The 22751-nt window shown below is 41.5% G+C and carries 24 protein-coding genes; 14 read left to right on the top strand and 10 right to left on the bottom strand.

The features are described 5' to 3' along the window. Positions 1 to 10: 10 nt before the first annotated feature. Positions 11 to 1690: a hypothetical protein gene (locus P1X15_RS06695; RefSeq protein ID WP_277337375.1), complete on the bottom strand. Its 1680-nt coding sequence runs from the start codon at positions 1688 to 1690 to the stop codon at positions 11 to 13. Positions 1691 to 1795: 105 nt separating this feature from the next. On the opposite strand from P1X15_RS06695, the gene P1X15_RS06700 reads away from it, so the two are divergent. Continuing rightward, positions 1796 to 2893, top strand: a complete 1098-nt coding sequence (locus P1X15_RS06700; RefSeq protein ID WP_277337376.1) for a DUF2891 domain-containing protein — start codon at positions 1796 to 1798, stop codon at positions 2891 to 2893. Between the two features lie 6 nt (positions 2894 to 2899). On the opposite strand, the gene P1X15_RS06705 is transcribed toward P1X15_RS06700, so the two are convergent. The 4 genes from P1X15_RS06705 to dusB all read right to left on the bottom strand — a co-directional run bounded on the left by P1X15_RS06705 (position 2900) and on the right by dusB (position 6351). Further along, positions 2900 to 3319: a carboxypeptidase regulatory-like domain-containing protein gene (locus P1X15_RS06705; protein ID WP_277337377.1), complete on the bottom strand. Its 420-nt coding sequence runs from the start codon at positions 3317 to 3319 to the stop codon at positions 2900 to 2902. 146 nt (positions 3320 to 3465) lie between these two features. Then, a complete protein-coding gene (locus tag P1X15_RS06710; protein WP_277337378.1) occupies positions 3466 to 4392 on the bottom strand; it encodes a Dam family site-specific DNA-(adenine-N6)-methyltransferase in 927 nt (308 codons plus the stop codon). Between the two features lie 3 nt (positions 4393 to 4395). Next, positions 4396 to 5322 (bottom strand): type II restriction endonuclease, encoded by a 927-nt coding sequence (locus P1X15_RS06715; RefSeq protein ID WP_277337379.1) that lies wholly within the window; start codon positions 5320 to 5322, stop codon positions 4396 to 4398. A 39-nt stretch (positions 5323 to 5361) separates the two neighbouring features. Beyond that, positions 5362 to 6351 (bottom strand): tRNA dihydrouridine synthase DusB, encoded by a 990-nt coding sequence (dusB, locus tag P1X15_RS06720; RefSeq protein WP_277337380.1) that lies wholly within the window; start codon positions 6349 to 6351, stop codon positions 5362 to 5364. 218 nt (positions 6352 to 6569) lie between these two features. Here dusB and metK point away from each other — a divergent pair, with 218 nt between their 5' ends. Further along, complete coding sequence (gene metK, locus P1X15_RS06725) at positions 6570 to 7859, top strand: methionine adenosyltransferase (protein WP_277337381.1); 1290 nt, start codon at positions 6570 to 6572, stop codon at positions 7857 to 7859. An 84-nt stretch (positions 7860 to 7943) separates the two neighbouring features. Here metK and P1X15_RS06730 read toward each other — a convergent pair whose 3' ends face one another. From P1X15_RS06730 to P1X15_RS06740, 3 genes are all read right to left on the bottom strand, one after another. Continuing rightward, positions 7944 to 8246, bottom strand: a complete 303-nt coding sequence (locus P1X15_RS06730; RefSeq protein WP_277337382.1) for a DUF3817 domain-containing protein — start codon at positions 8244 to 8246, stop codon at positions 7944 to 7946. A 90-nt stretch (positions 8247 to 8336) separates the two neighbouring features. Then, positions 8337 to 9161, bottom strand: a complete 825-nt coding sequence (locus tag P1X15_RS06735; protein ID WP_277337383.1) for a sterol desaturase family protein — start codon at positions 9159 to 9161, stop codon at positions 8337 to 8339. A gap of 80 nt (positions 9162 to 9241) precedes the next feature. After that, entirely contained in the window at positions 9242 to 9775 is a 534-nt protein-coding gene (locus P1X15_RS06740) for a DUF4833 domain-containing protein (RefSeq protein ID WP_277337384.1), read from the bottom strand. A gap of 257 nt (positions 9776 to 10032) precedes the next feature. Between P1X15_RS06740 and P1X15_RS06745 the strand changes: the two genes are divergently transcribed. The 6 genes from P1X15_RS06745 (at position 10033) to P1X15_RS06770 (ending at position 15095) form a co-directional block, all read left to right on the top strand. Continuing rightward, positions 10033 to 11256: a chorismate-binding protein gene (locus tag P1X15_RS06745; protein WP_277337385.1), complete on the top strand. Its 1224-nt coding sequence runs from the start codon at positions 10033 to 10035 to the stop codon at positions 11254 to 11256. Between the two features lie 77 nt (positions 11257 to 11333). Continuing rightward, positions 11334 to 13343, top strand: a complete 2010-nt coding sequence (gene ispG, locus P1X15_RS06750) for a (E)-4-hydroxy-3-methylbut-2-enyl-diphosphate synthase (protein WP_277337386.1) — start codon at positions 11334 to 11336, stop codon at positions 13341 to 13343. Positions 13344 to 13484: 141 nt separating this feature from the next. Further along, on the top strand, positions 13485 to 13673 hold the full coding sequence (locus P1X15_RS06755) for a DUF6728 family protein (protein WP_277337387.1): 189 nt from the start codon (positions 13485 to 13487) through the stop codon (positions 13671 to 13673). Between the two features lie 2 nt (positions 13674 to 13675). After that, positions 13676 to 14035 (top strand): MmcQ/YjbR family DNA-binding protein, encoded by a 360-nt coding sequence (locus tag P1X15_RS06760; RefSeq protein WP_277337388.1) that lies wholly within the window; start codon positions 13676 to 13678, stop codon positions 14033 to 14035. A 47-nt stretch (positions 14036 to 14082) separates the two neighbouring features. Next, entirely contained in the window at positions 14083 to 14649 is a 567-nt protein-coding gene (locus P1X15_RS06765) for a DinB family protein (protein WP_277337389.1), read from the top strand. A gap of 266 nt (positions 14650 to 14915) precedes the next feature. Next, positions 14916 to 15095 (top strand): hypothetical protein, encoded by a 180-nt coding sequence (locus P1X15_RS06770; protein WP_028665438.1) that lies wholly within the window; start codon positions 14916 to 14918, stop codon positions 15093 to 15095. 74 nt (positions 15096 to 15169) lie between these two features. On the opposite strand, the gene P1X15_RS06775 is transcribed toward P1X15_RS06770, so the two are convergent. Further along, entirely contained in the window at positions 15170 to 15469 is a 300-nt protein-coding gene (locus P1X15_RS06775; RefSeq protein ID WP_028665439.1) for an SCP2 sterol-binding domain-containing protein, read from the bottom strand. 91 nt (positions 15470 to 15560) lie between these two features. On the opposite strand from P1X15_RS06775, the gene P1X15_RS06780 reads away from it, so the two are divergent. The 6 genes from P1X15_RS06780 to P1X15_RS06805 all read left to right on the top strand — a co-directional run bounded on the left by P1X15_RS06780 (position 15561) and on the right by P1X15_RS06805 (position 21955). Next, on the top strand, positions 15561 to 16010 hold the full coding sequence (locus P1X15_RS06780; protein WP_277337390.1) for a RidA family protein: 450 nt from the start codon (positions 15561 to 15563) through the stop codon (positions 16008 to 16010). A gap of 191 nt (positions 16011 to 16201) precedes the next feature. Further along, a complete protein-coding gene (locus P1X15_RS06785) occupies positions 16202 to 16564 on the top strand; it encodes a BlaI/MecI/CopY family transcriptional regulator (protein ID WP_273210371.1) in 363 nt (120 codons plus the stop codon). 65 nt (positions 16565 to 16629) lie between these two features. Further along, the gene (locus P1X15_RS06790; RefSeq protein ID WP_277337391.1) at positions 16630 to 18666 is read left to right on the top strand and encodes a M56 family peptidase; all 2037 of its coding nucleotides are present in this window, start codon (positions 16630 to 16632) and stop codon (positions 18664 to 18666) included. A 184-nt stretch (positions 18667 to 18850) separates the two neighbouring features. After that, positions 18851 to 19843, top strand: a complete 993-nt coding sequence (locus P1X15_RS06795; RefSeq protein ID WP_277337392.1) for a mevalonate kinase — start codon at positions 18851 to 18853, stop codon at positions 19841 to 19843. A gap of 55 nt (positions 19844 to 19898) precedes the next feature. Continuing rightward, positions 19899 to 20936 (top strand): oxygenase MpaB family protein, encoded by a 1038-nt coding sequence (locus tag P1X15_RS06800; RefSeq protein WP_277337393.1) that lies wholly within the window; start codon positions 19899 to 19901, stop codon positions 20934 to 20936. Positions 20937 to 21133: 197 nt separating this feature from the next. After that, positions 21134 to 21955: a toxin-antitoxin system YwqK family antitoxin gene (locus P1X15_RS06805; RefSeq protein WP_277337394.1), complete on the top strand. Its 822-nt coding sequence runs from the start codon at positions 21134 to 21136 to the stop codon at positions 21953 to 21955. Positions 21956 to 22001: 46 nt separating this feature from the next. Here the strand turns inward: P1X15_RS06805 and P1X15_RS06810 are convergent, their stop codons facing one another. Beyond that, positions 22002 to 22508, bottom strand: coding sequence for a DUF4494 domain-containing protein (locus P1X15_RS06810; RefSeq protein WP_277337395.1), 507 nt, complete (start codon positions 22506 to 22508; stop codon positions 22002 to 22004). Between the last annotated feature and the right edge of the window lie 243 nt (positions 22509 to 22751).

A 22751-nucleotide genomic window follows, 5' to 3' on the forward strand; every position in this document is an offset into this window, starting at 1 on the left:
ACATATATCCCTAAAAAGTCACTTTGCGCTGAGTGTCTAGAAGCTGACTTTTGCCATTTTTTCGTAATAATACATACATATTGTATTCTCCTGCTGCTACCGATGCCCGATTAAAACCTGCGCTAAAGCCCTTATCCCAATACCATCCTCTTCTGATAAAAGTTTTGAGTGGTAAGGCTTGCTGTATGCCCGCACACATATACGTATGGGTCAATGATGATAAGATAATATAAGCCCCGTCGTCAAAGCCGTGGGTAGGTCTGATGAAATCTTGGGTATAAAGTATCTGTAGATTATTCCCCACAAAATAGACCGAATCAAGCGCAAAAATTTGGTCTTGGACAGGTACCAGCGGAAAGGTGAGTTCTCGCAGGAAAAACAAATCAGGTTGATATAGTTTTTGTAAACGTAAAAAATCTTGACCCGTCAAATCAAACATTTTCAGACCCAGCAAATCCTCATTGTACATAGAATTAAATTCTTGAGCCACAGCTGCACGCCGGTTGTTGACGGCAGGAGCGATAGCGTAGTACAAAACCAACAAGTTGAAAAAAAGGCTCATGGCCACTAAGCTCGGCAATACCCATTTTTTGGGTTTGGACAAATGACTAATCACCAAAAGGAAAGCTGATAAAATACCCCAAGTAGGATACATTCGATAGCGTCCTTTAAACATCCCAATAAGTCCGTCACCTTCCGCTCGCTTATAGACTACCCCCAAGGCAGACAAGCAGACAAACAGAAATAAAAACAAAGCAAATAGCTCTACTTGGTTGAAGGACAGAGGCTTGTTTTTTTTGAATAAGCCTACAATTTTGGGCGTGATAAACCACAGCATTGTGGCTATTAAGACGGCTCCCCAGCCTACCGACAGCCACATTGCAGGTGAAGTAGGAGCATAAGCATCAAAGTTGACAGACGATCCAATAAAAGCCAAAAAGCAACTCAGGGCATGGAGGTAATTGGAGGGTTGGGTGAAGTCCAGGCCACTAGGCGAAGCATGTGCGCGCGTAAGCGCATAAAGGAGCATCGTAAATACAAAACCGCCTAGGGTATAAACCGCTTCGCGCCAGCGCTGAGTAACTAAAAAAAGCAATATGCCAATCAGAAACGTAAGGAGGCCATTGCCATAAGTGAATGTTGCTAAAAATGAGAAAAGTAACGCCCAATAAAGAGACCTTATGGAGGATTTAGCATAAAAATAGCCAGCTGCCATCACAAAAAACAACAATCCAAAATTGCCAAGCGAGCTTGTTCCCCAAAATATATTTTCGAATGAATGTACATTCAATACAATCCAACAGACTGGAATAAAATAAAAAAGTGGTAAGGCGTTTTTATTGAAAATTTGATACACAAACACTAATTGGCCTATCCAAAGTAGGTTGCTAATCATCATCAAAGACTTGAAATTGACAGTACCCGTCAGAAAGTAAGACAGCAAAACTACCGTACGCGTAAATACAATCCGGTGCTCGGGAAAGCCCACCGTGAGCCAATCGAGTTTTTCGCGCCAAGTGATAGCATGTTGCCATTGCTCCACGATTTGCAGCACGTGGATGTCGTCATATGCCACGTAATTGACGTTGAGGGCAATCGACCCAAAAAACAACCCATACAGTACCAAAGGCAATAAACAAAGAGCTATGATAAGGTAGCGGTTTTGGAAGAGACGTTCAAAATAAGCCATATATTAAGTTTCTGACCGCTAAAATTAGTAAGTTAGTGGGCGTTTCTTGGTATTAGCTGCCGTAATTGTTCAATTTTGATTCGTAATTTGTTGACTATCAATAAAATGAAATATCTCTCCTACTTACTTGGATTGCTATCTTTTGTTTCTGTGGCACAAAACCCCTATTTATCTCTTCAAAACGACCAACTAAGCCTCACTCCTCAAGGGGCTTCGTTTTTGGCCAAACTCCCACTTCATTGTATTCAAGTAGAATATCCTAACAAGACAGGACATTCGATAGAAGCCGAAGCAGATGCAAAAATGACGCCCAAAGAATTGCATCCTGCTTTTTATGGGTGTTTGGATTGGCACTCTTCGGTGCACGGACATTGGATGCTGGTGAAGTTGTTGAAAAATTTCAAAAATTTGCCCGAAGAAGCTGAAATTCGGAAGGTTTTGGCCGAAAGTTTTGGGGCCGACAAAATGAAAGCCGAAGCAGCGTATTTTACAAAATACAAGCTCTCGCGTACTTTCGAGCGTACGTATGGCTGGGCGTGGCTGTTGAAATTGGACGAAGAACTTTATACTTGGGATGACCCCCAAGCCCGTGAATGGCATCAAAATTTACGCCCGCTCACGGAGCAAATCGTAAATCTCTGGACGGCATTTTTGCCAAAACAAACCTACCCTAATCGTACAGGGGTGCATCCAAATACTGCCTTTGGGCTGGTGTTTGCGTTGGATTATGCTCGTACGGTCAAAAACACAAATTTTGAAAAACAAATAGTAGAGAAAGCCAAATACTTTTATCTCAACAATACCAACGCCCCTGCTATTCAGGAACCTGATGGCTCAGATTTCTTGTCGCCAAGTTTGGAAGTGGCCGATTTGATGCGGCGCATTTTGCCCCAAGCCGATTTTCTGAAATGGTTCAATGGATTTATGCCAGCGGCAGGTCTCAAAAATATTGCTCAACCGCCCGTGGTGAGCGATCGCAGTGATATGCAGATTATTCACCTCGATGGCTTGTCGCTGAGTAGAGCGTGGTGTATGAAAGGAATTGCGAAAGCATTGCCGCTGAACGACCCGCGTAGAGCACAGTTGCTCAAAAGCGCCCAAAATTTTATCAATCTCACTTTGCCCCAAATTGCCAGTGGCGAATACGGCGGAGAGCATTGGCTAGGCTCATTTGCAGTTTATGCTTTGAGTCAAAACCAATAAGTAGCGCTAATACACAGCTTGGTAGTTTATCTCCAAATCCTGCTTCTCCCATTTGCCTTGGGTGATGTGAATAGGGTTGAGGTTCATGGCATCGTCAAAGAGATTGGCGTACAATCCTTTGTCTTCTTTGACAAATACCGAATAATAACCTGGAGCCAAGCCAACGCAAAAATTTCCCTTCTTATCAGATTTCACTTTTTTGATAAGCTTTGTCTGAATATTCTTATAAAATATCCCTTCTTCGTTTGTCTCGGCTTGTTTAGAAGAGGTAAGTTCATAGACATAAATCTCCCGAATTACGGGTGTGCCTGTCACCCCACGGCTTGGTGCGTCGGGAGAAGGCATGAGATTGCCGGCTTTCCAAATTACTTTTCCTTTCAAACCTTGTTTGAAGCTTTTCTTTTGGGCTTGTGTGTCAATGTCCATACACAACAAGAATCCTAGAACAAGAAAATTGAAAAGCATAGTGTCATATGAGAAGAGAGAAACCCATTTCATAAAGATAGGACAATATATTAGGTCAATTCTATGATTGGTGCGTATTTTACTTTATACTAATGACCCTTGAACATTTATCCCCAAACCAGTTCCAATTGCCGTTCTTGTGGCTTTGTTTTCTGCCCATGATTATGTTGGTCTATTTGGTCTGTGCCAAAGTTGCAAACGAGAGCTTCCACAACTGTACGCCTGTTTTCTATGCTGCCACCGTTGTGATAAAAATGGTCTTTGGTAATAATGTTGAACTTGCTCCAAAACTTATTAATCATTTCATTTTCTCGCCAGTCGTTGTGATGCCACGTTGAGAGAATAAATTTTGCTTTGGTTTCTGAAAGCAAGTTGAACAATAGTTCTTCGTCCTGTTCTGTCCAACCGTTGTAATAGTCAACGTGTCTGCCGTAATAGGGGGGGTCACAATAAATGATGTCGTTTTCTGTCGCCAGCGGAATGATGTCAGCAAACGACTTGTTGTAAAATATCCAATTAGGTTCAGGTTGAATAATTTGAGAAACCGTTGCAACCTGATTAGTAATTTTAGTTATGTATGCCTGTGCAAAACGGTCTGGTTTTTTACAAAAAGGAATATTCCAATTACCCTTGCTGCCAAAACGCATCATCCCATTAAAACCTGCTCGTGATAGAAAAATAAAATCGTAAGGTGAAAATTCCCCACTGTTAAACCGTGAACGAACTTTTAAATAATGTTCATAGCCGTTGTTTTCAGCTTCGCTTAACAGTTTGCCTTCTTGCTCCAAATATTGTTTCATTAAAGGTGCAGAAATAGCTTTGCTCTGTATCCCTTTGTAGAAGTCAACTATATGAGGATTAGTATCATTTAAGATTGCTTTCTTATACCCTGAATTAAATGCAACTACACCAGTTCCTAGAAAAGGTTCTATCCATTTTCCTTTTTGATTAGCTATGTTTACCAAATCCTTTATCCAAGGAACGAGTTTGGTTTTAATACCTTGACTTTTTATAGGTGGAACAATGACTTTCATGGCTTAATCTTTTGAATTTCTTGTTACAATTTTATCCCACAAATCCGTTCTGCCTTTAAATTCTAAGAAGTCTTTGAGGTTGGTGATTTTTGTGGCCTTTCCTTCTTTGACCATTGTTGCAGACCCAAAATTTATCCAATATTCGTCAAACCACTCTTCACCGAGTTGGCGGAATACGCCATTTTCATTTCGCAAGTCGTCAATGCTCAATGTAGAGCCAATGTTTGCAGTGTTACTCGAACCTTGTTTGTCGCTGGCAATTTTCCATTTTTCGGCTGCGAAAAAATCAAAGTCCTTAATTACAGAGGTGATAGACTTTAAGTTCTTGACGGTGGTTACTTCTCGTTCACCAACTTTGCGGTTCGCCGCCCGTGTATTTGGTATTTCATATTCCTCTTGAAGTTCCTGAACTTGATAGATTTCCGTATCAGTAGGGTGGTCAGCATTTATGTCTGTCCTTGTGTAGATAACGCCCAGGCAGTAATGTCCTAAATATTGGTTATAAGGGAATTGAATGTTCTTTTTCTTATCTCGTTCCTTGAAATAGCTACCGTGGCTTCCCAAAGTGAAACTGGAAATACCGTTTTTCTTCCGATAAGTTGTTTTCAAGTCAACAGCAAATTTTACTTCTTCATTTTCCTTACTGATAAATGTTAAGTCAGGATAGTAGTTTTGATGTTCAGTCAGAATGATTTTGTATCCGATTTCGTCAGCAAACTGTAGGATTTGAGGAAATATATGTATTTCAAGAATTTTTGAAACGATTTTGGTGTCAGATGATATGGTATAGATATTCTTGTAAACGTCTATAAAGCCCTTCACCGACCAGTCGCCATTGGCGGTAGAAACGTATTTCTCTAACTTGGTGGTGAAATTGTCAAGTGCTTTTTTAAAGTCTGCTTTATATTTCTCTTTTTCCTTTGCTGTCATTGGCCAAATTTACTAAAAATTTTGGTCTGTTATATGCCTTTATACCATCTCCAAAGCATAAACCTCCGCTACTTCTTCCAAAATGGCGACGATTTTTTCGTAGGTAGGAGCTTCTACCAACCGCATACGGTAGGGTTTGAAATTGTTGAGTCCTTTGAAATAAGTAGCGTAGTGACGGCGCATCTCAAAAATACCCGTTTTATCGCCTTTCCAGCGGATTGAAAAATCAAGGTGTTTGCGACAGACACGTACGCGCTCGGCCGTGGTAGGAGGAGCCAAATGCTCGCCTGTTTTCATAAAATGCTTGATTTCGTTGAAAATCCAAGGATAACCTATACTCGCCCTTCCAATCATGATGCCATCAATGCCAAAGCGGTTACGATATTCCAATGCTTTTTCGGGACTGTCGATATCACCATTTCCAAAAATCGGAATTTGAATGCGCGGATTTTCCTTGATTTTGCCAATCAAAGTCCAATCGGCCTCCCCTTTATACATCTGTACACGGGTGCGCCCATGGACAGTAAGTGCCTTGATACCAATGTCTTGTAGGCGTTCAGCTACTTCTTGGATATTCTTCGTAGACTCATCCCAGCCTAAGCGTGTTTTGACCGTTACGGGCAGGTGCGTCGCTTTTACTACGGCTTCGGTCATTCTGACCATTTTCGGAATATCTTGTAACAAAGCCGCCCCGGCTCCTTTGCAAGCGACTTGTTTGACCGGACAGCCGTAGTTGATATCAATCAAATCAGGACTAGCTTTGGTCGCAATTTTGGTACATTCGCCCATGGTTTCGATGTCACTCCCAAAAAGCTGAATACCAATAGGGCGTTCATACTCAAAAATGTCTAATTTTTGTACACTCTTAGTGGCATCTCGAATCAATCCTTCAGATGATACAAACTCGGTATACATCAAATCGGCACCGCCTTCTTTACATACTGCCCGAAACGGAGGGTCGGATACATCCTCCATAGGAGCAAGAAGCAATGGAAACTCACTCAATTCTATATTTCCTATCTTTATCATATGTTGTCAGTTATTTAGCGGCTATGTGTATAGTAGCTAGTTATTTAGTCAAAAAAATAACGCTTAATGGATAACAATTAACAGATAACTAATCTCTATAATCAATTACAAATTTCGCTCTTTTTTCTTTATCTGTGAAAATAACCTAAATTTGTTCCCTAAAATTCATCCTTCGGAGAATACTTCAAATAATTATACTTTGTAAATCACAAAATAGAATGTCTTATTTATTCACTTCAGAATCTGTATCGGAAGGCCATCCCGACAAAGTAGCTGACCAAATCTCAGACGCTCTCATTGACCACTTCATGGCGTTTGATCCCACCTCAAAAGTAGCATGCGAAACCCTTGTAACGACCGGGCAGGTTGTATTAGCAGGTGAAGTAAATACCAAAACATATCTTGATGTTCAGCAAATAGCCCGCGAAGTAGTGGCTAAGATTGGTTATACCAAAGCTGAGTATATGTTTGAAGCACACTCGTGTGGGGTTCTTTCGGCTATTCATGAGCAATCAGCCGATATCAATCAGGGTGTGGATCGTAAAACCAATGACGATTTTGAAAGTAAAGCCAATGCCCAAGGTGCTGGTGACCAAGGAATGATGTTTGGGTATGCCACTCGCGAAACCGACAACTTCATGCCTTTGGCGCTCGATTTGTCACACAAGATTTTGGAAGAACTTGCGGCTATTCGTCGCGAAAACAAGCGCATTAAATACCTTCGCCCCGACGCTAAGTCGCAGGTAACTATCGAGTACTCTGACACCAATAAGCCTATTCGTATTGATACTATCGTAGTATCGACGCAGCACGATGATTTTGCAGAAGACGAAGCCATGCTTGCTACAATTCGCAAAGATATCATCGGCTATGTAATCCCCCGCGTAAAAGCAAAGTTGAAGCCTTCATTGCGCAAATTGTTTAATGACCAAATCACTTATCATATCAACCCAACTGGCAAATTCGTTATCGGAGGTCCTCACGGAGATACTGGTTTGACAGGCCGTAAAATCATCGTAGATACTTATGGTGGCAAAGGTGCTCACGGTGGTGGTGCTTTCTCGGGTAAAGATCCTTCAAAAGTAGACCGCTCGGCGGCTTATGCTACGCGCCACATCGCCAAAAACTTGGTAGCAGCAGGTGTGTGTGATGAAGTATTGGTACAAGTATCATACGCTATTGGGGTAGCTAAGCCTTGTGGTTTGTACGTAAATACCTACGGAACTGCCAAAGTAAAAGGCGAAAATGGTAAGAAATTGAGCGATGGCGAAATCGCAAAAATCGTAGAGAATGTGTTTGACTTGCGTCCTTATGCGATTGAGCAGCGTCTCAAACTTCGTAATCCCATTTATTCAGAAACAGCCGCTTATGGCCACATGGGGCGTGAGCCAAAAGTGGTAACCAAAGTATTTGAAAACGCTGGGCAACGTGCTGAAGTGGAAGTAGAGCTTTTCACTTGGGAAAAACTTGATTATGTTGACGCCGTAAAAGCTGCGTTTGGCTTGTAATCAGGCTATGTATAACGTATAAATAAAGAAGTCCCCGTTTGTTAGAGCGGGGACTTCTTTATTATATCAACCTACGGATTGGAATCATGCCTCCTTTTTGAAGAGCTTCGCATCGGCCCAAAATGTACCAAAAGGAATCACAGAGGCCAAAAGCGCTAATCCTGTTTTTTTGGCTGACCATTGGTACTCAATTTTACATTGTATCACGGCCAAGACATACAATACAAACAAGACGCCATGTGCCATTCCGATGATTTTGTTGGGCTGTGGCATAGCGGCGTAGTATTTCAACGGCATCGTCACAAAAAGGATTAACAAAAATGAAACCCCTTCTATAAAACCAATAATGCGTAGCCGTCCAATTTGAGTTTTGAGTAAATTCGTCATTTTTAGAATATTGTGGTGAAAACGCCTCCTTTAAAGGCGCTACAAAGAAAATCAATTTAGGCCTTGTTGTGGAGTGTGTTCACCAAAAAATTAGGGCGGGCCAAATAAAATCCCTGCCACTTCGCGCCAGTTTTTGGCTTTTCGCACATCCCTAACGATGTCGCGCCATTCATGAAAATTGAGATAAACCACATTCTTAGAGGTCACAGGTTTTGTAAGTCCATACATGGGTTTTTCGGTTTCTTCTTGAAAAGTCCCAAAAAGCCGATCCCAAATGATAAAAGTCGTTCCGAAATTTTTATCAATATAAGCTGCATTTTTGCCATGATGTACACGGTGATGCGAGGGTGTCACAAAAATATATTCAAACCAGCGTGGTAGTTTGTGAATCACTTCGGTATGTATCCAAAATTGATACAGCAAATCTAGCTGATAGCAAGTAAACGTAATGACAGGATGAATTCCAGAAAGCCAAACGGGTAAGAAAAAAATGATTTTTATGTGCTGTGTCCATGAATTACGGAAAGAGGTGGCTAGATTGAGGTGTTCTGACGAATGATGTGTGACGTGCGTAGCCCACCAAATGCGCTGCTTGTGAGCAATAAAATGCGCAAAATAATTGCAAACGTCAATCCCTAAATAGGCCAATACCCACGCCCACCAAGTATTTGGAATACGCCACGGGACGATTTCATAACAAAACAAACTCAATCCCACAATGAAGGCTTTGAGGAGACCATTGATAATTAAGCTGCCAATCCCAATGCCAACCGAGGCTTTTAGGTCTTCGGTATCGTAGTGGTGGTGGTTGTCGTGCTTTAGGAGCCAATACTCTATCCCTACACATAAAAAAATCAACGGAGCTGCATACAGCAATATCGGCTGCAAATCTTGTTCAAATTGCTGAGGAGTCATGATAAAAAAACAAAAATTTCAGAAAGAAAATGGTTTTGTATGGCTGTTAGAAAATCATAAAAATCCAACTTAAATAAATATCACACATAAATGCGCTCATAAACAGCTTGGTTTTTGACAGAATCGAAGCCAAATAGTTCGATATAATCTACTTTTGGAATCAAAGCTGTGGAGGCTAGTTGTACAAATACCTTTTGTAAAGAAGCCCTACAACCTTTGATTTGGGTAAATGCCGCTAATTTGCCTTGGTGATAATCAAGGGTGATAGGACGATTTTTGAAGGCATTGAGGGTAATCTCTACGGTATTAGAGGCAGGATTGACAGTATGGGTTTTATAACCGTAAGCAAGTTGCCATTGGAGATTGGAAAGATCTTCTTTTTGCCCTTTTTCGGCGTACCTTATCCAATATACGTCAATAGGTTTTTGAAAGTTGATTTTCTTGTCGGCAATGAGGTTGGCATCATAAATCACCGTATTGGCGTTGTTGCTGCGCTGAATATAAAAAAGGCGATTAGCCGACGCAGGTGGTTCGGGAAAGTTGGTTTTGGGCAATCGAGTGTTAAACCCAAAAAATACGAAACTTGTAAGGAGTGTTAAAAAAAATGTTTTCATAGCTGCATGTAAAGTATGGTTTTCATTGATACTTGTGTCTTAATGACAACCCACTTGAGTGTTCCCCCTACTGAAATTAAAAAAATTAGGTCACGTCTTCAAAACAAAAGCAATGAATCTGTTCTTTTATAAAAAAATCAAAGTAGCTTGCTTCCTTTCTGAGGTAGAAGAAGAAAGGGAAAGCTGGCGAAACTAATGACACCTTTTTTGAAAAAAGAATGTTGTGAATAAGTAATGTTGGACACGCATATTAAAAGATGACGATTGAAAATAAACTCACTCAAGTAGCTTTAAGGCCCGAAGCGGGCTGGCAAGCGGCACAAGAGTTAGGGTGGGCGGCGGTTTTGTGGCGGTTGCCTCGAGCCAAAGAAAAACAGCTCATCATCAATTTTAACCCAGAGTTGACCCAAACCAAGATTGTGCTAGAGGATTTACCGGCGGGTTTTGCGGTGAGCCCTTTCCTGAATTTAGAAGGCAATGACTCGTTTTTTATAGAAGCCGATTTGTATTTTCGTTTTGGGGCTTCCAATGAAGTGTTAGCGGAGCAAAGCAATCTTCCTCTTACCGACCCACAGAGGGTAACTTGGGAAAATCGCGCTCATTTGGTTGATTTGACTCCTCATCATGAAGTTCACCCTTTGGTGCATCGTAGCCATAGCGATGTGGCTTCAGCTTCGTATATTAAGTCGGTAGAAGAGGCCGTAGCGGCTATCGAAACGGGCAGTCTCAAAAAAGTGGTTCTTTCTCGTACCAAAGAAATAGAACTTCCTTCGGGGCTTTCGTATGTGCAGTTGTTTGAACGCCTGAATCAAAAATACCCCAATGCTTTTGTATCGTTGGTCTATTTGCCCCACCTCGACCAAGTATGGCTCGGCGCTACGCCCGAAACACTCGTTAGTGTAGACAGAGAGGGTATTTTCCGAACGGTGGCTTTGGCCGGAACTCAGCCAGCTTTTGACGGGAATGGGCAGTTGATGTCGCCCAAAAAAGCACCTTGGACTCAAAAGGAAATCGAAGAACAGGCACTGGTGAGTCGGTACATTATCTCTTGTTTTAAAAAAATCAGGGTGCGAGAATATATAGAAGAAGGCCCCAAAACGGTGATTGCAGGCAATTTGATGCACCTTTGTAGTGAGTATGCCGTAGATACCAAAGAAATCAACTTTCCCGAAATAGGTACCGTCATGCTCGAATTGTTGCATCCGACTTCGGCCGTGTGTGGAATGCCTAAACAAGCCGCCTTGGACTTCATTCAAAAGCACGAAAACTACGATAGGGCTTTTTATAGTGGTTTTTTGGGGCCGGTAAATGTCGAAAAAGAAACGAATCTGTTTGTCAATTTGCGTTGTATGAAAATACAGCAAGGAATTGCCACTTTATACGCGGGAGGAGGAATCACGGAAGACTCCGACCCCCAAAAAGAATGGCAAGAAACCGAGCTCAAATGCCATACCATGCTGTCGGTATTGGCTGAAAGCTAAAACAATCACCGGTTTTTTGGCGTTTAATGAGTAATTTTGCCAAGGAAATTCTGAAACTGTAAACCATCATCTGATTCATGCTAACGCTCAACGACACCGTATCGCTTCAAGACGCGATAAAGTCGTATCAATATGCCAACTCGCTTACAGAGTATTCGCGTCGTAAAACCATCTCGGTCAACATCGGTGGCGTGCCGATGGGGTCTGATTACCCCATACGAGTACAATCCATGACTACCGTTGATACGATGAATACAGAAGGCTCAGTGGAGCAGGTGATTCGGATGGTAGAATCGGGCTGCGAATATGTACGTATCACAGCGCCGAGTGTCAAAGAAGCCCAAAATTTAGAAAATATCCGTAAAGAATTGCGGGTGAGAGGCTATACAGTACCTTTGGTGGCAGATATACACTTTACACCCAACGCTGCCGAATTGGCCGCGCGGATTGTAGAAAAAGTACGTATCAATCCGGGGAACTATGCCGATAAAAAGCGTTTTGAATTAATAGATTATACCGAAGATGAATACCAGCGGGAATTAGAAAGAATCCGTGAAAAATTCATTCCTCTTATCAAAATATGCAAAGAATACGGCACTGCTATGCGGATTGGTACCAATCATGGTTCACTTTCTGACCGTATCATGAGCCGCTACGGCGACTCACCGCTTGGGATGGTGGAGTCGGCATTGGAGTTTTTACGAATTTGTGAAGAATTTAACTATCATGAAGTGGTGCTTTCGATGAAATCAAGCAATCCCGTAGTGATGGTTGAAGCTTATCGATTGCTGGTCAATAGGCTTGATGCTGAAGGGCTTAAGCCTTATCCTTTGCACTTGGGTGTAACCGAGGCCGGAGAAGGCGAAGATGGCCGTATCAAGTCGGCAGTAGGAATCGGTACTTTGCTCGAAGATGGTTTGGGTGATACAGTGCGCGTATCTCTTACCGAAGACCCCGAATTTGAGGCGCCTGTTGCTAAAGCACTTATCGACCGCTATACTCAACGCACGCAACAATCAAAACCAATTCAAGCAGTCGGAGGCTCCCCTATCAATCCTTTTCAGTATAGCCGCCGCAAAACCCACGAAGTATATAATTTGGGCGGTAGCAATGTACCAAGAGTTATTGCAGATTTTTCCCAAATCAATATTGACAAATACGAAGATTTGCGGAGTATAGGGCATTATTATTTGCCTGTACCCGACAAGTGGAAAATGAATGACTTGGGGGTTGATTTTATATATACTGCCCAGCAACCCGTGCCTTTTATGCTTCCAATGGGCCTCAAAGAAATCGTGGATTATGAGGTGTGGCTCACTTTGACAGACCAAGAAAATAAATTCCCTTTGTTGACTTGGGCACAATGGCAAAACAAAACTACGGTAAGTTCGAAACTCAATTTTGTGGCGTTAGATGCGTCCCAATTAGACGACATACAGGGTTTGAAAGTAGAAAATGTAGTGATACTCCTTCGTACCGACAATGCCCACGCTATGCCTGAGTTGAGGCGTTTTATGTTTGAATTGACTACAAAAGGCGTTGATTGCCCCGTGGTGATTCATCGTACCTACGACACAGCCCAAGCCGACGAACTTTCTCTTTTTGCTGCTACTGATTGTGGAGGATTGTTGGTCGATGGTTTTGGGGATGGTATTATGCTATCCGCTCAGGTGGAAGCCTCGCTTGATACAGAAAACAAACTTCAAATCGCTGCTCAACAAAACAGCATCGGCTTCGGTATCTTACAAGCGGCTCGTACACGGATGTCAAAAACCGAGTACATTTCATGCCCTTCGTGTGGACGTACCTTGTTTGATTTGCAAGAAACGACCGCTATGATTCGGAAGCGTACTGACCATCTCAAAGGCGTAAAAATCGGAATCATGGGATGTATTGTGAATGGACCTGGCGAAATGGCTGACGCTGATTATGGTTATGTAGGTATTGGGAAAGACAAAATTTCACTGTATCGCGGTCAACAAGTAGTCAAAAAATCGGTGGCTGCCGACAAAGCCGTAGATGAACTAATCGCTCTTATCAAAGAAGACGATAAGTGGTTTGAGCCCGAAGAAATAGAGGCTTTCTGACGAGAGAGGGAGTTTTTTGAATAAGTAGCAAAGCAACACAAGGCTTCACCGTCTGTCGTTGTTGCGTGCTTTGTGTTGAAGGTGATAAACTTAGGAAGTCTATTTTTTTGCAAAAACTTAAACAACAAAACAATTTTTGTGATGAAACGCTTGATTCAATTTTTTCAACTTAGTGAAGTCTTCGGATATTTTGTCCGGGTATTTCAAAAACCCGACCCTTCGCGGCCAAATACATCCTATTTGAGAATGATGCACGGTATCAACCGTATTTCTATCGTCATGTTTTTGTTTTGTATTGGGGTGATGTTGTACCGCTTTTTTACCCGATAAAAATGAATATTGAAACTTTTCAGACGTATTGTTTGTCCAAAGCAGGAGTGACCGAGGAGTTTCCTTTTGGAGAAGAGACAATGGTCTATAAGGTAATGGGCAAAATATTTGCGCTCACTTCACTTGATACTACTCCCTTTAGTATCAATCTGAAATGTGATCCTGAAAAGGCGCTTCTTCTTCGTGAAGAATATGACTGTGTAAGACCTGGATACCATATGAACAAAAAACATTGGAATACGGTCATCGTGGATGGCGCCGTAAAATCAGGTGTCATTGCCGAATGGATTGACCATTCTTACGAGTTGGTGGTGCTATCGCTCCCCAAAAAAATACGTGAAGAATTGATAAAACAAAAGTAGAAGACGTCAGCTAATGTCCTGATAAATCCTTCTCTTTTCAGAACGGTATGAATGTCAAAACGACCCGCGATTCCCTGCTTTCACAACTAGCACAAATACGTCAAACTTACGATGAGAAGTTGGCTCTTTTGACTGAGCAACAGCTGCTTTGGAAACCTGCTCCTGACCGATGGGGGATTCTGGAATGTTTGGCTCATCTCAACATGGCTAGTCAATACTATGTGAGGCAACTCCACCTAAAATGGGAACAAAATTCCGCCGCTGCGTCTCCTATTAGTGAGTTTGAGATGAGCCTAAATGGAAAGTTGATTTTGCGTTTTTTAGATCCTAAGTCTACCTTAAAGATTCCTGCTCCAAGCATGTTTAAGCCCAAACCTTATCATTTAGATGTGCCTAAAGTGAAGCAGGCATTTGTTGAGATTTTGGAAAGCTTTTCAAAATTTATCGAAAAATCTGACCGTATAGATTGGAACCTTAAGGTACTTTCTCCTTTTAGTACGTGGCTAAAATTTCGCTTAGGAGATGTTTTAATTTTTGTAGTAGCTCATCTTCAACGCCACCTCAATCAAGCTCTAAAAGTCATGCAAGAGCCTGGCTTTGCGAAGGTGTTGTAATAGTCCAAAAAGCCCATTTTTAGGCTGTTATGCCCTTTTTTTTGAAAAATATTAGATTTTTTTTTGAATTCTAAGTCTTTGTTAATTGTCTGAAAATCAGATATTTGTATTTTTTAGTATATTTGTCTTTTATAAAATTGCACTATTTTCATTAATTTTTTACTTTTTTCTGTTGCGTTTAAGTGTAGAATTACTAAATTTCGCCCAAATGACGCTATTTTTGGCGTTTTTGGAAACATTTTAAAAACCAAAATTTGTAAATTATTATGGCAAAATTTGATGAAGTCAAAAACTTGATAATGAGTCTAGAAGGGGACTTTGATAAGTTCTACAATAAAGGCAATCAAGCAGCCGGGACCCGTGTTCGTAAGGGAATGCAAGACCTTAAAAATTTGGCTCAGGCGATTCGTGCAGAAATACAAAATACCAAAAACACTAAAGAATAAGGAATCGGCTTACTGAAAACACCGAACATTAACAAAGAGGGGACCTAACAGCAAGTTAAGTCCCCTCTCGTAGTTTAAGCGCTAAACGTTTGGGCGATTTTCATGGCTACTGCCATATCCCCTTCTATCTTCAATTGACCCGACATAAATGCTGTCATGGGATGAAGCTCACCGCTTAAAAGAGCCAAAGCATCGGCCGTAGAAATATCGAAAGTGCAATCGGCTTCCCCGTCTTGGGTACTTACTACATTTGGTACTTGCTTGGCATCTACTAAAATAACACCATCTTCAGTAACAAATTTGATGGAGGCGTCGAGGCCACTATCCGAGCCTACAAGGGTTGTGATTTTTTCAGTGAGGGATTGGAAGCTCATGCTGAAAGTTGGTTTTTAGATTGAAAAATACGAATTTGGGAGGCAAGTTAGGAGTCTTATTTGTCAATAATTAAAAACCAAAACTATTTTTATGAAAAAAAATATCTTTACTTTATTTTTCCTTTTTAGTACCGTCTTCTGTATCGCTCAAAAGAAAGTCATTCAAACAGAACAAGCACCTGCTCCCATTGGCCCTTATAGCCAAGCGGTAGAGGCCAATGGGATGGTTTTTGTGGCGGGGCAAATTGGCCTCAATCCTCAAACTCGACAGTTAGTAGCGGGTGGAGTAGAGGCCGAAACTGCTCAAATAATGGACAATATCAAAGCCATTTTGAAGGCTGCTAATCTTAGCCTAGCCGATATTGTAAATACTACTATCTATGTCAAAGATTTAACTTACTTTTCTAAAATCAACGAAATTTACGGAAAGTACTTTGAAGGCAATTTTCCTGCTCGTGCTACCGTTGGGGTTAATAATCTGCCAGGAGGGGCTGCCCTCGAAATTGCGGTTGTGGCCGTAAGAGGTCCTCGCAAAAAATAACAAACAAATCTATTATTAAAATTGTTTATTGTAAAGTATTGATAGTCAGCTCATAAAACAGTTGGGTGTCATTATTGTCTTTCTCTAATTTTCCTTTTGTTAAGTTTTTACTAAAAAATTAGTTAAATAACTTGGAAAACTAATATTTTAGTTTTTACTTTGAATCGTATTACTACCTATCACAAACCACTATGAGAGAATTAACAAAAGCCGAAGAAGAAATCATGCAAATCCTGTGGGATTTGGGAAAAGGCGTAGTATGGGATGTCATTGAGCATTTACCCGATCCTAAGCCAGCTTACAATACAGTCTCTACATTCATCAGGATACTAGAGCAAAAAGGGTTTATAGACCACCGAGCGATCAGTGGTAAAACCTACGAATATTTCCCAATTGTGACCAAGGAAGATTATCGTGCGTACGAAGCCAACAAGCTCGTTAACAATTATTTCTCAGGTTCTTTGAAGGAATTGGTTTCGTTTTTTGTACAAGACAACAATTTGAGCCTTAAAGATGCCGACGAGATTATAAAAATGTTACAAAATAAAGATTAACAAAAAATAGCTATGGGCTCCTACCCATAGCTCTCTATACTTCCTAAACCTCCCGACCAATATCCATGGAACACTTAACCTATCTTTTAAAAGTAAGCGGAGGCATGATTGCCCTCTATGCAGTGTATTGGCTTGTATTGCGCAAGCATACTTATTTTAACTTCAATCGATTTTATCTATTAGCAGCCTTGTTATTGTCGTTTGGAGCACCTTGGGTGACATTCACCGAAGAAATAAAAATAAAATCAAGTAGTACACCTATCTATTTAGATCCTGAGCTAATGACCGAAATAGCTCCTCAGGTAGAGCCTGTGGTATCGACCGAGGCAGTGCTGCTGGGGTTGTATGTGATAGGGCTATTAGTGATGTTGGGGCGGCTGGGATACCGATTGTGGCATTTGAGCAGGCTCATCAATGAGGGGTATAAACAACGTATAGGGGGCTATGTACTTGTCAAAAATACCGCGGGAAATGTTTCTTCTTTTTCATTTCTTAACTATTTGGTCATTGCCGAAAATGATTCGTCGGCCTATGCTGATGTGATTTTGAGACATGAGCTAGTACATATCAAACAACGACATAGTTGGGATTTGCTTTTGATAGAAGTTGTACAAGCCCTGTGTTGGTTTAATCCGATATTGATTTATTACAAACGTTCTCTCAAAGAAATTCACGAGTTTATTGCAGATGAGCTCGCTACCGAAGGCGACCGCTTTGGGTATGCAAGGAGGCTGGCAAGTTATGCGCTAGGTGTACCACCTCAAGTATTGACCAACAACTTTTTTGATGTATCACAACTTAAAAATAGAATAGCCATGTTGACCAAAAATCGTAGTTCGAGATGGGTACTAGGAAGGTATCTTCTGGCAGTACCAGTAGCAGGAGTTTTGATTTCAATGGTTGCCGCTCGCTCGGTAGAAGTGATTGAGATTAAGCCAGACGTAGTCGAAATTTCTAACCAAGGGATGATGACGGTCAAAGGGACCGTTGTGGATGCTAGAGATGGCAAAGGCATGCCCGGAGTGAGTGTGATATTGAATGGGAGCCAACGAGGCACCAGCACCGATAGCAAAGGAGCCTTTGTGTTTAGTGATATACCTACTAATGCCGAGCTTTTGGTGGAGTTTATTGGATTTAAAACGCGAGTGATTCCGGTGGCGGGCAAAGCCAATACCACCAAGGTAATGAAGATAGCACTTTATGAAGGCCCCAATTTAAAAAATATGCCTGTCACCAAAAAAGAGGCTACTCTTCCGCCACCACCTGAGCTTTTAAAAAATGGAGACAAGGTGTATAGCGTAGTACAGCAAAGTCCAGAGTTTGTAGGGGGCATGAAAGCCCTAGGCCCATACATCCAAGCTAACATGAAATACCCTGCACCTGCAAAGCGTGCTTATGTAAGTGGAAAAGTATTTATAAGTTTTGTAGTGCTAAAAGACGGGTCATTTACCGATATAAGGGTGATAAAGGGGATTGGATTTGGATGTGACGAAGAGGCGCTGCGTTTGGTAAAAACCATGCCGGCTTGGAAGCCTGGAATGCAAGACGGCAAGCCTGTCAATGTAAGATACAACTTGCCCATTCATTTTGAATTGGATAAGAAATCGGCGCAGAATGAAACAAACGACGAGGCAAACCTTCATGGTAAGGAAGTAAAAATACAATTGGGACATGCATCCAATCCTAATGAAGAACCTTTGATACTGCTAGATGGGGCACCTCTCAAAAAGGGAGTAGAAGCCTTGAATCCAGATGATATAGAATCGATTGAGGTAGTGAAAAACGACGCGGCGGTTCGTATCTATGGCTCAGAGGCAAAAAATGGGGTTGTAAGAATCATTTCTAAAAAAGCGGCCGCCAAAAATGACGACAAGAATTTTACTCTTAGACTTACAGACCCTTCTGCTTCAAATTTTTTAGGTCTTCATACCGATGATTTACCCTATTTTTTGGTAGATGATAAAGAATCTTCGCAAGAAGAGGTTCGCAAAATGGGGCCTAACAAAATAGAAAGTGTCAATGTACTAAAAGGAGAAGGGGCAATAAAAAAATACGGAGATAAAGGTAAAAACGGTGTTTTAGAGATAAAAACCAAGAAGTAAAAGCCTGAAAACATAAATTAATTGTTAGCTTGAGACGAAACCCGAGAGATTTTCAATATCTGACGGGTTTTTTGTTTTATTTTGCGAGATAAAGATTTTCAACATCTGTTAAGACTTGACAAGCTTCAGGGGTATTTGCCTATAACTTGCCAAGTTTCGCAATCTAATTTTGTTTGACCATAAAATGATTGAAACCCGCGCTTACGCCCGTGCAGGGCTATTAGGAAACCCTTCCGACGGTTATTTTGGAAAGACCATCTCTATTTCAGTTCGTAACTTTGGAGCTTCTATTACTTTACACGAATCGCCTGAGCTACAGATTGAGCCACAAGTCCAAGATTCGCACATTTTCAAAAATATATTTCATCTACGCGATACCATCAGCACGCTAGGGTACCACGGTGGAATTCCTCTCATAAAAGCAGCTATTAAGAAATTTGTGGAGTATTGTGAAAAAGAAGGCATTCGGCTTTCCAACCAAAACTTCACGGTGCGCTATCGTACTACGATTCCACGGCAGGTGGGTTTGGCAGGCTCAAGTGCTATTGTGGTAGCTACTTTGCGAGCGCTGATGCAATTTTATAAAGTGGAAATTCCTTTGCCTATTTTGCCGACGCTGGCCTTGAAAGCCGAAGTAGAGGAGTTGGGGATTACGGCCGGGCTTCAAGACAGAGTCATTCAGTGTTATGAAGGCTGTGTGTATATGGATTTTTCGCGCGATTTAATAGAAAGCCAAGGGTATGGACATTATGAGTCCATTGACCCTCGTTTGTTGCCTAAGTTGTATATTGCTTATAAAACCGATTTGAGTAAAGTCTCGGGAAAAGTCCTTAATACCATTCGTCAGCGGTGGGAGCAAGGTGACCCACATGTAGTAGGTACGCTGCAAAACATCGCCAATGTAGCAGGTGAAGGACGTGAGGTTATCAAAAATCAAGATTATGAAAAATTGCATGATTTGGTAAATCAAAACTTCAACTTTAGAGGCCAAATCATGACGATCACGGAGCGAAATCAGGCCATGATTGATACTGCACGTGCTTGTGGAGCGTCGGCTTCATTTACGGGCTCTGGGGGGTCGATTATCGGCACATACCGCGACGAAGAAATGCTCAATCGTCTTTTTGTAGAACTTAAAAAACAAAACGCGCGCGTCATAAAGCCATTTATTGTTTAAACCGTTGGGGGGGAAAAGTTGTTTGTAAGGAGACAAACACTTAGCATTTTTTCCTATGACTAGCCTCCCCACTTCTCGGATTTTTAACGACGATTTTTTATCACCTTATCGCCAACAAGGCGACCCTGTGGCCGATAGGGTGATTGCCCTCTTAGCACAAGACCAAGGTAGAGAAGGATTAGGGCGTTTTATGCGTTATTTGGGCGATTTTCAGGACTTATTGACTAGCCAATTGCCGGCTTATGTAAAGCAGTTTTTTGAGGAGCACCAAAAACTCCCGGCGTTTGCCGACAGTAGGCAAATGCAGCAGGCATTGGCTTTTTTTTGGAAATACAATCAACAAATTGCCCTCCTATTAGGTTGTTATTCTTTGCCGTATTGCTATGCTGCTGCGGAAGGGGCGCAAGTGCTTTGGCTTTCTCAACGTATCAAAAACGACACTTTTAAGCGTCTTGAAGAAACCGGAGAGTTTGTGTTTGGTATCATGCAGGAGCGTGATTGGCCTAATGGCCGTAATCTTACCAAAATCCTCAAGATTCGCTTGATGCACGCGGTGGTACGTTATTTTACGTATCATTCAGGACAATGGGATGATGCTTGGGGTGTGCCTGTGAATCAAGAAGATATGGCTGGTACCAATCTTGCTTTTTCGTACATTGTAATCAAAGGTCTGCGCAAATTAGGGATTTTTGCCCCTGTGGCACAAGAAGAAGCTTATCTTCATTTTTGGAATGTGGTGGGGTATTTGTTAGGATTGGAGGAGAAATTAGTGCCACAGCATTTGAGAGAAGCCTACCATCTCGACCGTGCCATTGCCAAGCGACAGTTTAGGGTTTCGGAAGCAGGAATAGGACTTACCAAAGCATTGATGCAAGTCTTGCGTCAGCAAGCGCCTACGGAAGTTTTAAGCAACTTTCCTGTTGCACAAATGCGATTTTTGCTGGGATCGTCCGTGGCTGATTTACTGGAGGTTCCCTCATTTTCGTGGGAGGGAAAAATGGTACAACTTACTACTATTGTTCCTATTTTTAATAATTTAGTACGTATTAATAAATCACCATCGTCAGTACTTACAAAGTATCAGCGACGATGATTTTGTTTACCAGTCTAGATTGTTTATCTTTGAATAATGGCTAATGGCTATTGATATATTCCAAAAATACATAATCACCACTACCATCATTTGTTTTTATCGTTCCACCAAAAAGCAGTTTACCAGCTTGAGCGGTTGTTAGCCGATACGGTCTAGTTGTTTTCAGTAAACTGACGAAGTTCAAATCTCAAAAAGCTATGAAAATCAGAACAACTTGCTTCCTTGTGTTTGTTTTATTAGCAGATATAGCAATAGCTTCACCTCGCGATTCATTGTGGACAAAAATCTACCGAAAAAGTTTTCCTACTTATGATGAGGAACTGATATTTCATGATAGAAAAAGGCGTTTTGCCACCTTCAGGACTTTCGATAAATCGGGGATGCTGATGACCGAAACCAATTTCAAAGATTACCCAGAAGGCATACGGCAAGGGTTTTCGAAGGGATTTTATCCAAGTGGGCAGCTTTATTGGATTGCCGATTATCGCAACAATGAGCTATTTGGAGAGTTTAGGGTGTATTATGAAGATGGAAGCCTCAAACGTCGCGAAATTCATCGCTCAGGGATGCGAAAAGCGGGGTATTGCTACGACCGTTCAGGAGAAGAAATACCGTTTTTTGAGTTTTTTCGCGAACCTCAGTTTCCTGGAGGCGATTATGCTTTACAATCCTACATTCGTAAGAAACTAAAAGGGGTGAACGTTGGTACCCAAAATGAATTTTATGCCTTGGATTTATTGATTCAAGCAGATAGTGTAGCAGTTCTCAATCGGTTTGGAGGTAATCAACTGCTCTCGGTCAAACACCTTGCTGAGCTGATTCGAGATATGCCCAAGTGGAGTCCTGCGTATTTTGACGAAGTACCGCACGACAAAACATACTCGGTCAATTTGGTGTTTCGTAATGGTGGTATTTACATAGCAAATATACTACCTGATTTGGGTGGGGCTTATCGTAAAAAATTCCATGCGCCAGAAGTTCCCTCAAGCAGTCCACCTGTTTCGGGTCGGCGCCGATAGAAAAAGCCCTCAAGTTTCAATACTTGAGGGCTTTTTCGTATGATTGCTACTGTGATTCGGCACGTTCGGCCAATACTTCGGCTAAAGGACGAAATCCTTCGGGGGCTTGTTGTGCCTCATCTTCCGGCGAATAAGGATATACATCCAAAATAGGCGTAAGATTTACATCCGTAAGCTCATACGGAACAAGCATTGTAGCGAGGCTTTTTTCGATGCGTTCGATAGCTTGTTTGGGGCTATCAGCATTGACAAGCATGTAGCTAACAATTTTTTTCTCTTTGCCTTTGCTTTCGTCGATAGATACATAAAACATCTTACATTTAAACCACTTTTCTCCGCCTTCTTCTTCAAAGTGAAATACATCGGAGAGTTTCATACGAGTAAGGCTACTGATTTGGAAGTCAGGGGTATTGTCGGCTACGATTCGATATAGGCGAGCTTCGGCATCGGTATATGATACAGCGTCGACTAAATAAGCCTCCGAAATGGTTTTGAGAGCGCCGTTTTCTTGTTCTTGTTGATATTTGATTTTTCCTAAGTACCAGCTTGGCATTTTGATAGATGGATTGGGTGACGTAATCTTTTTGAAAGTTGAGCTTGTTTTCTGACTCAAAAGGTGATTGCAAAGATAGAGGAATTTTGGAGCGAGAGTTTCCAAAATAATCGGCTGAGTAGAAGAGTGGCTGAAAATAAGTATTGGATTATTGATTTTTCCACGGTCATTTATTTGCCTTTTGAAAGACCTAGTAGTCTTCCAAAGCCGTGCTTTCCACAATTTTCAGGTGCAATTTATGCC

The sequence above is a fragment of the Runella sp. MFBS21 genome, from assembly GCF_029433105.1.
Taxonomy (GTDB): Bacteria; Bacteroidota; Bacteroidia; order Cytophagales; family Spirosomataceae; genus Runella.

What these genes read in the sequence shown, in the direction of transcription:
- P1X15_RS06695 (WP_277337375.1), bottom strand. Translation starts at nt 1,690, where the DNA reads ATGGCTTATTTTGAACGTCTCTTCCAAAACCGCTACCTTATCATAGCT.
- P1X15_RS06700 (WP_277337376.1), top strand. Translation starts at nt 1,796, where the DNA reads ATGAAATATCTCTCCTACTTACTTGGATTGCTATCTTTTGTTTCTGTG.
- P1X15_RS06705 (WP_277337377.1), bottom strand. Translation starts at nt 3,319, where the DNA reads ATGGACATTGACACACAAGCCCAAAAGAAAAGCTTCAAACAAGGTTTG.
- P1X15_RS06710 (WP_277337378.1), bottom strand. Translation starts at nt 4,392, where the DNA reads ATGAAAGTCATTGTTCCACCTATAAAAAGTCAAGGTATTAAAACCAAA.
- P1X15_RS06715 (WP_277337379.1), bottom strand. Translation starts at nt 5,322, where the DNA reads ATGACAGCAAAGGAAAAAGAGAAATATAAAGCAGACTTTAAAAAAGCA.
- dusB (WP_277337380.1), bottom strand. Translation starts at nt 6,351, where the DNA reads ATGATAAAGATAGGAAATATAGAATTGAGTGAGTTTCCATTGCTTCTT.
- metK (WP_277337381.1), top strand. Translation starts at nt 6,570, where the DNA reads ATGTCTTATTTATTCACTTCAGAATCTGTATCGGAAGGCCATCCCGAC.
- P1X15_RS06730 (WP_277337382.1), bottom strand. Translation starts at nt 8,246, where the DNA reads ATGACGAATTTACTCAAAACTCAAATTGGACGGCTACGCATTATTGGT.
- P1X15_RS06735 (WP_277337383.1), bottom strand. Translation starts at nt 9,161, where the DNA reads ATGACTCCTCAGCAATTTGAACAAGATTTGCAGCCGATATTGCTGTAT.
- P1X15_RS06740 (WP_277337384.1), bottom strand. Translation starts at nt 9,775, where the DNA reads ATGAAAACATTTTTTTTAACACTCCTTACAAGTTTCGTATTTTTTGGG.
- P1X15_RS06745 (WP_277337385.1), top strand. Translation starts at nt 10,033, where the DNA reads ATGACGATTGAAAATAAACTCACTCAAGTAGCTTTAAGGCCCGAAGCG.
- ispG (WP_277337386.1), top strand. Translation starts at nt 11,334, where the DNA reads ATGCTAACGCTCAACGACACCGTATCGCTTCAAGACGCGATAAAGTCG.
- P1X15_RS06755 (WP_277337387.1), top strand. Translation starts at nt 13,485, where the DNA reads ATGAAACGCTTGATTCAATTTTTTCAACTTAGTGAAGTCTTCGGATAT.
- P1X15_RS06760 (WP_277337388.1), top strand. Translation starts at nt 13,676, where the DNA reads ATGAATATTGAAACTTTTCAGACGTATTGTTTGTCCAAAGCAGGAGTG.
- P1X15_RS06765 (WP_277337389.1), top strand. Translation starts at nt 14,083, where the DNA reads ATGAATGTCAAAACGACCCGCGATTCCCTGCTTTCACAACTAGCACAA.
- P1X15_RS06770 (WP_028665438.1), top strand. Translation starts at nt 14,916, where the DNA reads ATGGCAAAATTTGATGAAGTCAAAAACTTGATAATGAGTCTAGAAGGG.
- P1X15_RS06775 (WP_028665439.1), bottom strand. Translation starts at nt 15,469, where the DNA reads ATGAGCTTCCAATCCCTCACTGAAAAAATCACAACCCTTGTAGGCTCG.
- P1X15_RS06780 (WP_277337390.1), top strand. Translation starts at nt 15,561, where the DNA reads ATGAAAAAAAATATCTTTACTTTATTTTTCCTTTTTAGTACCGTCTTC.
- P1X15_RS06785 (WP_273210371.1), top strand. Translation starts at nt 16,202, where the DNA reads ATGAGAGAATTAACAAAAGCCGAAGAAGAAATCATGCAAATCCTGTGG.
- P1X15_RS06790 (WP_277337391.1), top strand. Translation starts at nt 16,630, where the DNA reads ATGGAACACTTAACCTATCTTTTAAAAGTAAGCGGAGGCATGATTGCC.
- P1X15_RS06795 (WP_277337392.1), top strand. Translation starts at nt 18,851, where the DNA reads ATGATTGAAACCCGCGCTTACGCCCGTGCAGGGCTATTAGGAAACCCT.
- P1X15_RS06800 (WP_277337393.1), top strand. Translation starts at nt 19,899, where the DNA reads ATGACTAGCCTCCCCACTTCTCGGATTTTTAACGACGATTTTTTATCA.
- P1X15_RS06805 (WP_277337394.1), top strand. Translation starts at nt 21,134, where the DNA reads ATGAAAATCAGAACAACTTGCTTCCTTGTGTTTGTTTTATTAGCAGAT.
- P1X15_RS06810 (WP_277337395.1), bottom strand. Translation starts at nt 22,508, where the DNA reads ATGCCAAGCTGGTACTTAGGAAAAATCAAATATCAACAAGAACAAGAA.